General features: G+C 45.9%; 6 protein-coding genes. 1 reads left to right on the top strand and 5 read right to left on the bottom strand.

The genetic code is table 11. The annotated features are described in order from the left end of the window. On the top strand, positions 1 to 740 hold a 740-nt coding region (locus MHN33_RS17040), incomplete at its 5' end, for an IS256 family transposase (protein WP_239399646.1). Positions 741 to 915: 175 nt separating this feature from the next. Here MHN33_RS17040 and MHN33_RS17035 read toward each other — a convergent pair. The 5 genes from MHN33_RS17035 to MHN33_RS17015 form a co-directional block, all read right to left on the bottom strand. Next, positions 916 to 2,352, bottom strand: coding sequence for a hypothetical protein (locus tag MHN33_RS17035; RefSeq protein WP_239399644.1), 1,437 nt, complete (start codon positions 2,350 to 2,352; stop codon positions 916 to 918). A gap of 798 nt (positions 2,353 to 3,150) precedes the next feature. Then, on the bottom strand, positions 3,151 to 4,422 hold the full coding sequence (locus MHN33_RS17030) for a HAMP domain-containing sensor histidine kinase (RefSeq protein ID WP_239399642.1): 1,272 nt from the start codon (positions 4,420 to 4,422) through the stop codon (positions 3,151 to 3,153). 7 nt (positions 4,423 to 4,429) lie between these two features. Beyond that, complete coding sequence (locus MHN33_RS17025; protein WP_239399640.1) at positions 4,430 to 5,125, bottom strand: response regulator transcription factor; 696 nt, start codon at positions 5,123 to 5,125, stop codon at positions 4,430 to 4,432. Between the two features lie 72 nt (positions 5,126 to 5,197). Then, positions 5,198 to 5,617 (bottom strand): hypothetical protein, encoded by a 420-nt coding sequence (locus tag MHN33_RS17020; protein ID WP_239399638.1) that lies wholly within the window; start codon positions 5,615 to 5,617, stop codon positions 5,198 to 5,200. A gap of 39 nt (positions 5,618 to 5,656) precedes the next feature. Then, positions 5,657 to 6,133: a GNAT family N-acetyltransferase gene (locus tag MHN33_RS17015; RefSeq protein ID WP_239399636.1), complete on the bottom strand. Its 477-nt coding sequence runs from the start codon at positions 6,131 to 6,133 to the stop codon at positions 5,657 to 5,659. Between the last annotated feature and the right edge of the window lie 199 nt (positions 6,134 to 6,332).

Raw genomic sequence — 6,332 nt, 5'->3', positions numbered from 1 at the left:
TATATCCCATTGTTTGGCTTGACGCTATTCACTATAAGATCAAAGAAAACGGACGTTATGTCAGTAAAGCCATCTACACCATTTTGGCTCTCAACATCGAAGGCAAAAAGGAGCTTTTGGGCCTCTACCTTTCAGACCAGGAAGGTGCCCATCACTGGCTAAGCGTGTTGACCGACCTTAATAATCGAGGCGTTAAAGATATCCTGATTGCCTGCGTGGATGGCCTCAAAGGCTTCCCTGAAGCCATTGAAACCATCTATCCGAACACAGAGATCCAGCACTGTATCATTCACCAGATCCGTAACTCACTCAAATACGTGGCATCCAAAAACCAAAAGGCTTTCATGGCGGATCTCAAATGCGTTTATAAGGCTGCAACCCTGAATGCTGCTGAAATCGCGCTGGACGAACTGGAAGCCAAGTGGGGTGAAAAATACCCTTTGGTCATCAAATCATGGCGCTGTAAATGGCCGACACTCAGCGCTTATTTCAAGTACCCAGATTACGTAAGAACGCCTATTTACACGACAAATGCCGTGGAGGCTGTACATCGCCAGTTCCGGAAGCTGACCAAAACCAAGGGCGGTTTTGCCAATGAAAACAGCTTACTAAAGCTACTCTATGCCGGTATACTTAAAGCTCAAGAGCGGTGGACGCATCCTATCCAGAACTGGAATCTCACGCTATCACAGATGGCCATCCACTTTCCAGGGCGCTTGGATGACTACATCGAGCTTTGAGCTCAGTAGGCTGACACAGAATTATGAACACCCTCCAAATAACGCCGGGTGTCTGCGTTTGTGCGTTTTGGCAACACGGGTAAAATAACGTACGGGATAACGAAAACTCGCTATCCCGCAGGCCTACTCGGCTTGACATCGCTGGAGCGTCCCTATATGTCTGCGTATTTTTTATTTACCTAAGATTCAGAGCCTTTAGTAACCCGTTGTGAACGACTGATGTTTTTCTTGGGGAAAAAACTGCCTTTTTCCTACGATGCTTCCACGCATATCTAGGCTTATCATACTTTTGCCATACATTACCTATCCACGACGTATTAAACAAAACATGTAATATTCTTTCCGCGTGTTCATCGTCTAGTCCGTAATCATCCAGGCAGCTTTCGAAGTCTTGAGTGCAAAACCTAGGCCCTATTTCAGATAAAATACCTTCCACATTCCCCCTAACATCATCATCTAGCAATCCCACTAATGCATCACTAAGCTCTGAAGCTAGCCATTCGGAATAATTATTTAGTGCAGTAAATACATCTGACTCAGAAAACGGTGGAGTTTTATTTAAGGACTGCATAGACCTAAAAAATCTAATCAAATCTCTTGGAAGGTATCTCGTACTATCCAGTACAAATGTAATACTCTCTCTACCCATAATTTCAACAGGAAACCATTCTTTCCAAAGATATTTTATATCTTTATTAAAACCGGCCATATGCGCTCTATTTTCTATAACTTGCAATAAGTGACTGTCAAAAGGCCTTCCTTCTTTATCAAACCAATCAAGCGATATTCCGTTATCTGAAGCTCTTTTTGTAAGATTAGGGTCAGGAACTAACTCCAATATTTCATCCCTAAACAAAACGATTACCTTGCTATTATTTTTTCTTTCAGAAAAGAAGTTATTTACTTGCCTTATAGCCGCAACTAAATCAGCCAAGTATCCTGCAAAGTTACGTCCGTTTCTTAGCAAATAATCCAAACCATCCAGAACCAAATAGTGACTTGATTCAATCTCTGGTAGCTCATCTAGCGAAAATTCTATTGTTTCAACAAGCTCTGCTGGGTCTTTTACTTTTAGATCTACTGTCTTATCGTACTTCCCTTGCAGGGAAAGGAACATCGATGAGAATTTTGAGTATAATCCTTTTCTCGAAGTTTCCTGAACAACTTGGACAAGACTATTTGATTCGAGCAGGCCATACCTCTTCAAATCGTCAAATAGTGCAACAGCTGAAGTACCTGAATCCGACAAAAAACGATTGTCTTTATAAAGAGATAATATTCTTATATAGAGTAGCAGCTTCCATACGGTTACACTTCCCCCTATTTTTTCTCCGGCAGAACCCCCAGTCTTTTTCAATAGATTAAATTCAAACTCTTCCAAGTCATCCGTTTCACAAAATAAATCCCACCTCGACTTGGCCATAAACTTTAATTTTGAAGCTAACGCTGATTTTCCCGCTCCCTTTGGTCCATATACCAAATACTTGTTTGGCTTGAATATTTCCTCTGTAATGCAATTGATATCAACGTATGCGGTGTCAATTAGCTCAGGTGCATGGATTCTCTCTTCCTGAGCATCTGTATATTCAAAGTTTATCTTATTAAAATCCATATTCTCTCCCGAGCAATAAATTTTTCTCCGCTAAGAACGCTAACGCTCTAGTATTTATGCATTCACAGTACGCATAATCGCTTGTTGAACGGGGCCGCTACCTGCACGCCGTATCCGGCTGGTGTGGTTTATGCTAGGGGGATTTGCTATTAATGAGTGACTTTTGTGTTGAACCGTTTGTGACTTAACCCGTTACAACGTGACTCATTCCCTGCCTGAACAACGTTACTTATGCGTAGTATTAGACCCATTTTTCCTATTTGGCAAGATCCCGTGATTTCGTTACAGCATGAGTTACTCTTCCTTGCATGTCGCATTGGCAGAGTAACCGCACCGCTATATTCATTTATCAGGCAACCATAGTGGCGTAGTCTCATAAACTCTCTAGGTAGTGCATGTGAAAGATAACGCAGGGTAAATACCTTATGACTACACTTCCCGGATGACAGAGTGGTTTGTGTGATTTTCCTATACGACATGCTGTAGTGTGGTCCTTAGGTAGATCCCGGCTCGCACGCGTCCGGGATGACCAGGTTGTTTGGCGGTAGCGGAGTTGTTCGTCAGGTTTGCTCGTAACCAAGCATTTCTGAGTGATGTTTAAGTAGATCCCGGCTCGCACGCGTCCGGGATGACCGGGTTGATTGGCGGTGGCGGAGTTGTTCGTCAGATTTGCTCGTAACAAAGCACTTCTGTGTGGTGTTTAACTAGAGCCCGGTTCGCACGCGTCCGGGAAGACGATTGAGGCTACCAGCCTTACATTTCGAACCACTCCAACCTTATGAGTAAGTAGTAACTCAGCTACTGATTAACCTGGCTATCCCCGCCAGGAAACTTCAAACAAAACACACTACCCGCTTCTGAGCTGGAAACACTCAGTTCAATATCCAGTTTTTCACACAAGCGCTTAACCATAGACAACCCCATGCCCATTCCTTTACTTTGAGGGCCTTTAACACCTGGCTCAAACAGGGTCTTTAACTGCTGTGGCGCAATCCCGTGGCCTGTATCCAAAACTGTGATGCCGTGCGTGCTGGCGCTGATGGTCACCACACCACAGTGAATATGGGTAAATGCGTTGCCGACCAGGTTACTCAGAAGCAATTGCAGGGCACTCGGTGCAATGGGTAATGTTAGTTGCGACGATACTTCAACCTCCACCTCAATATCTTTGCCGGCGATTTTCTCAGCCTGATTTAAAATCACCTGCTCCACCACTGGCAGCACACGGGTCTGCGCAGTGGTTAAGGTTTCTTCCCTGGCTAACGCCAGCAGCACCTCCAGGCTTTGTGTGATTTGATGCTGGGCATCTGCAATCCGCCCCACCAGCTCGGTCTGTTTGTCATTCAGCGGTGTTTGTTTAAGCAAGGTGAGCGAGCTTTGCGTTACCGCAACGGGTGTTCTTAATTCATGGGAGACATCTCGCGTAAACGCCTGCTCTCGGCTGATAAAGCGTCGTATTCTTGCCAGTGCCTGTTCCAGCGTTTTAGCAAATGCGCCAATTTCATCATTGACAAACTGCCCCGAAAAATTCTGTGGCAAACGCTCAACCGGAGCATCTTCTACTATTTTAACTAAAGTATCCAAAGGCTTAACCAGGCGTTTTGCCATCATCAAAGAGACAAAAGCCAGCACCAGTGCCACCCCCAGCACCCCACCAGACAAGACGAGTATAAATTTCAGCATACCGCCTTTGATCTTGCGCACCACCAGCTGCTCGCTCACCTCAGCCACTAAGTAGCCTGATGGCAGCTTTTTAAGGTGATAATGCGCCTCACCCTCTCCGCTAAATTCGATCCGGTTTGGCTCTTGCGCAAGCATTTCTTGTACGACTTGTGGCAGATCCGTAAGTTCAGGGTAATACTGAATGAACGCCAGCCGGGGCCTGACTTCCTGACCACCTTCAAGTTGAGTCGCAATAGTCCGGGCTTCATCATTCAGCAAAGCGATAAAAAAGCGGTCTTCAATACTATAAGCAAATAAAAAGCTCGCAGCACTAAATAGCGCGCTAATAAACAGCGCAATACCAATAAAAAAAAGCAGGATCCGATTACGTAACTGAGTGGCTTTCACAGAAAGCTTATCCTTCTATATCAAGCGCAAAACCAATGCCATGAATGGTTTTGATGATCGGACTGGTAAATGGCTTGTCGATGGCCTTACGCAATTGATAAATATGGGAGCGCAGCGCATCTGAATCGGTTGGCTCATCACCCCAGATCCTGTCACATAACTCACTGCGACTCAGCGCTCTCGGGTGATGTTCCATCAATAAGCGCAGAATTTTAAACGGAATTGGCTGTAGCGTTACGAGCGTTTCGGCACGCTCAACCACCTGGGTCTGACTATTCAGCGACAAGGCTTGCTCACCCTTCCCCAGGCGCAGTGTGTGCTCGCTGTTGAGTAAATGCCGTCTGGCCAGGGCGTTACAGCGTACCCACAACTCTTCGAGCGCAAATGGCTTAGTCAGGTAATCGTCCGCGCCAAGAGAAAAACCACTTAGCTTGTCATCCAGCGTATCGCGCGCAGTTAGCATGATAACGGGAATATGGCGATTAGCTTCTGTGCGCAACTGCTGACAGACAGCCAATCCATCCATTTTGGGTAGCATCACATCCAGGACCACACAATCGTAAAATTGTTCCAGTGCCAGTTTCGCTCCCAGTTCTCCGGTGTGTGCAAAGTCCACCACAGCACCCTGTGATTCAAAATACTCGCCAATGTTGCGGCTTAGATCCTGGTTATCTTCAATGAGCAGTACTTTTATTTGCACCATCCCGGTCACCAATTTAATCAACAAGTGAATACAAACTAACGCAAGGTTCGTGAAAGCAATGTGAAATGCATCTCAACAGGAGTGTAGCCAGCGGCGTATGTAATTTAACGATAAGTAGGCTTGCTTCAGCTGCTGCCAGGAGTCACGTGTTTGCTGCCAGTGCCAATGTTCATCAGCAATCTTCCTGAGTGAGTCGCTACCCTGTGCCCGACTGTAAAATAACAAATCGCCGGCTGTTGCTAACTTTGGCAGCGCGTCCGCCTGTACGGACACGGTATGTTCGATCTGTGTGCGCAGATTAAGAATGAGCGCTATCAGACTGGCGTTTGTTGCCTGGCTGGCAAGTAACGTCAGCAAAGTTTGTTCCTTGTGTGTGGCTGGCACTTTGTTTAGCTCAACAAATACTGTGCTGAGAGTATCAGCCAGCACCTGCTTTTGGCCCTGTGGCAGCGTACAAAACCAATGAGCGAGTTGTTGCAGTGGCGGAGCCATTATATTTCCATATTAATCCTTTGATTTAAATTAAGTTTATCACACCCCGTTGTGTTCGTAAAAAGTGCGCTTGCACAGCGTATAAGAAACATCACCATGCTCATCCTCCTGACCTCTCGACCAGCCTTGCGCACCATAAAACCCATCAGCACGCGTATTGATCTCGGTATACAGTGAGAGTACTTTATGCCCTTCACTAAACAGCCACTCACAAGCCAGGTCAAGTAAAGCCTTACCCATTCCCAGCCCTTCATATTCAGGCAGAATAAACAACGCCCAGATAGACCCATCCTGACGGGCCGCAGAGGCAAATCCAACAATCAGGCCATTCAGTTCACACACCCAGCTCTTGCCCTGCCCTGCTATATGCGCCTGATACATCTGAGGTGTAACTTTACCGGGATCACTCAGTCTATTCTCTGTAACCTGCAAACGGATCTCGCTCATTCTGACGATATCCTCCGACAATGCAACCCGACAGGTGAATTTGGCTGCGCCATGCGACTTATCTAACATTGTCTGCTCCATTAAATTATCTTCTACCTTTTAAAGGATTTGGGAAGACTTGGCAAGCGCCCTGGCTAAAGGCAGACAGAGAAAGATAGAATCGAATCAAGCATCAGCGGAGCATTTCATTGCGATAATGCAGTAAGCCGACTTTTTGATGAAGGCAGGCTATTCGCAAAAATCAGCCCGCCACCAGCACAGAGATAAT

The sequence above is a fragment of the Pseudoalteromonas sp. OOF1S-7 genome (assembly GCF_022347765.1).
Classification (GTDB): Bacteria; Pseudomonadota; Gammaproteobacteria; order Enterobacterales; family Alteromonadaceae; genus Pseudoalteromonas.
The sequence above is the reverse complement of the archived record's forward strand: the minus strand, read 5'-3'. Positions and strand labels throughout refer to the sequence as shown.

What these genes read in the sequence shown, in the direction of transcription:
- MHN33_RS17035 (WP_239399644.1), bottom strand. Translation starts at nt 2,352, where the DNA reads ATGGATTTTAATAAGATAAACTTTGAATATACAGATGCTCAGGAAGAG.
- MHN33_RS17025 (WP_239399640.1), bottom strand. Translation starts at nt 5,125, where the DNA reads ATGGTGCAAATAAAAGTACTGCTCATTGAAGATAACCAGGATCTAAGC.
- MHN33_RS17020 (WP_239399638.1), bottom strand. Translation starts at nt 5,617, where the DNA reads ATGGCTCCGCCACTGCAACAACTCGCTCATTGGTTTTGTACGCTGCCA.
- MHN33_RS17015 (WP_239399636.1), bottom strand. Translation starts at nt 6,133, where the DNA reads ATGTTAGATAAGTCGCATGGCGCAGCCAAATTCACCTGTCGGGTTGCA.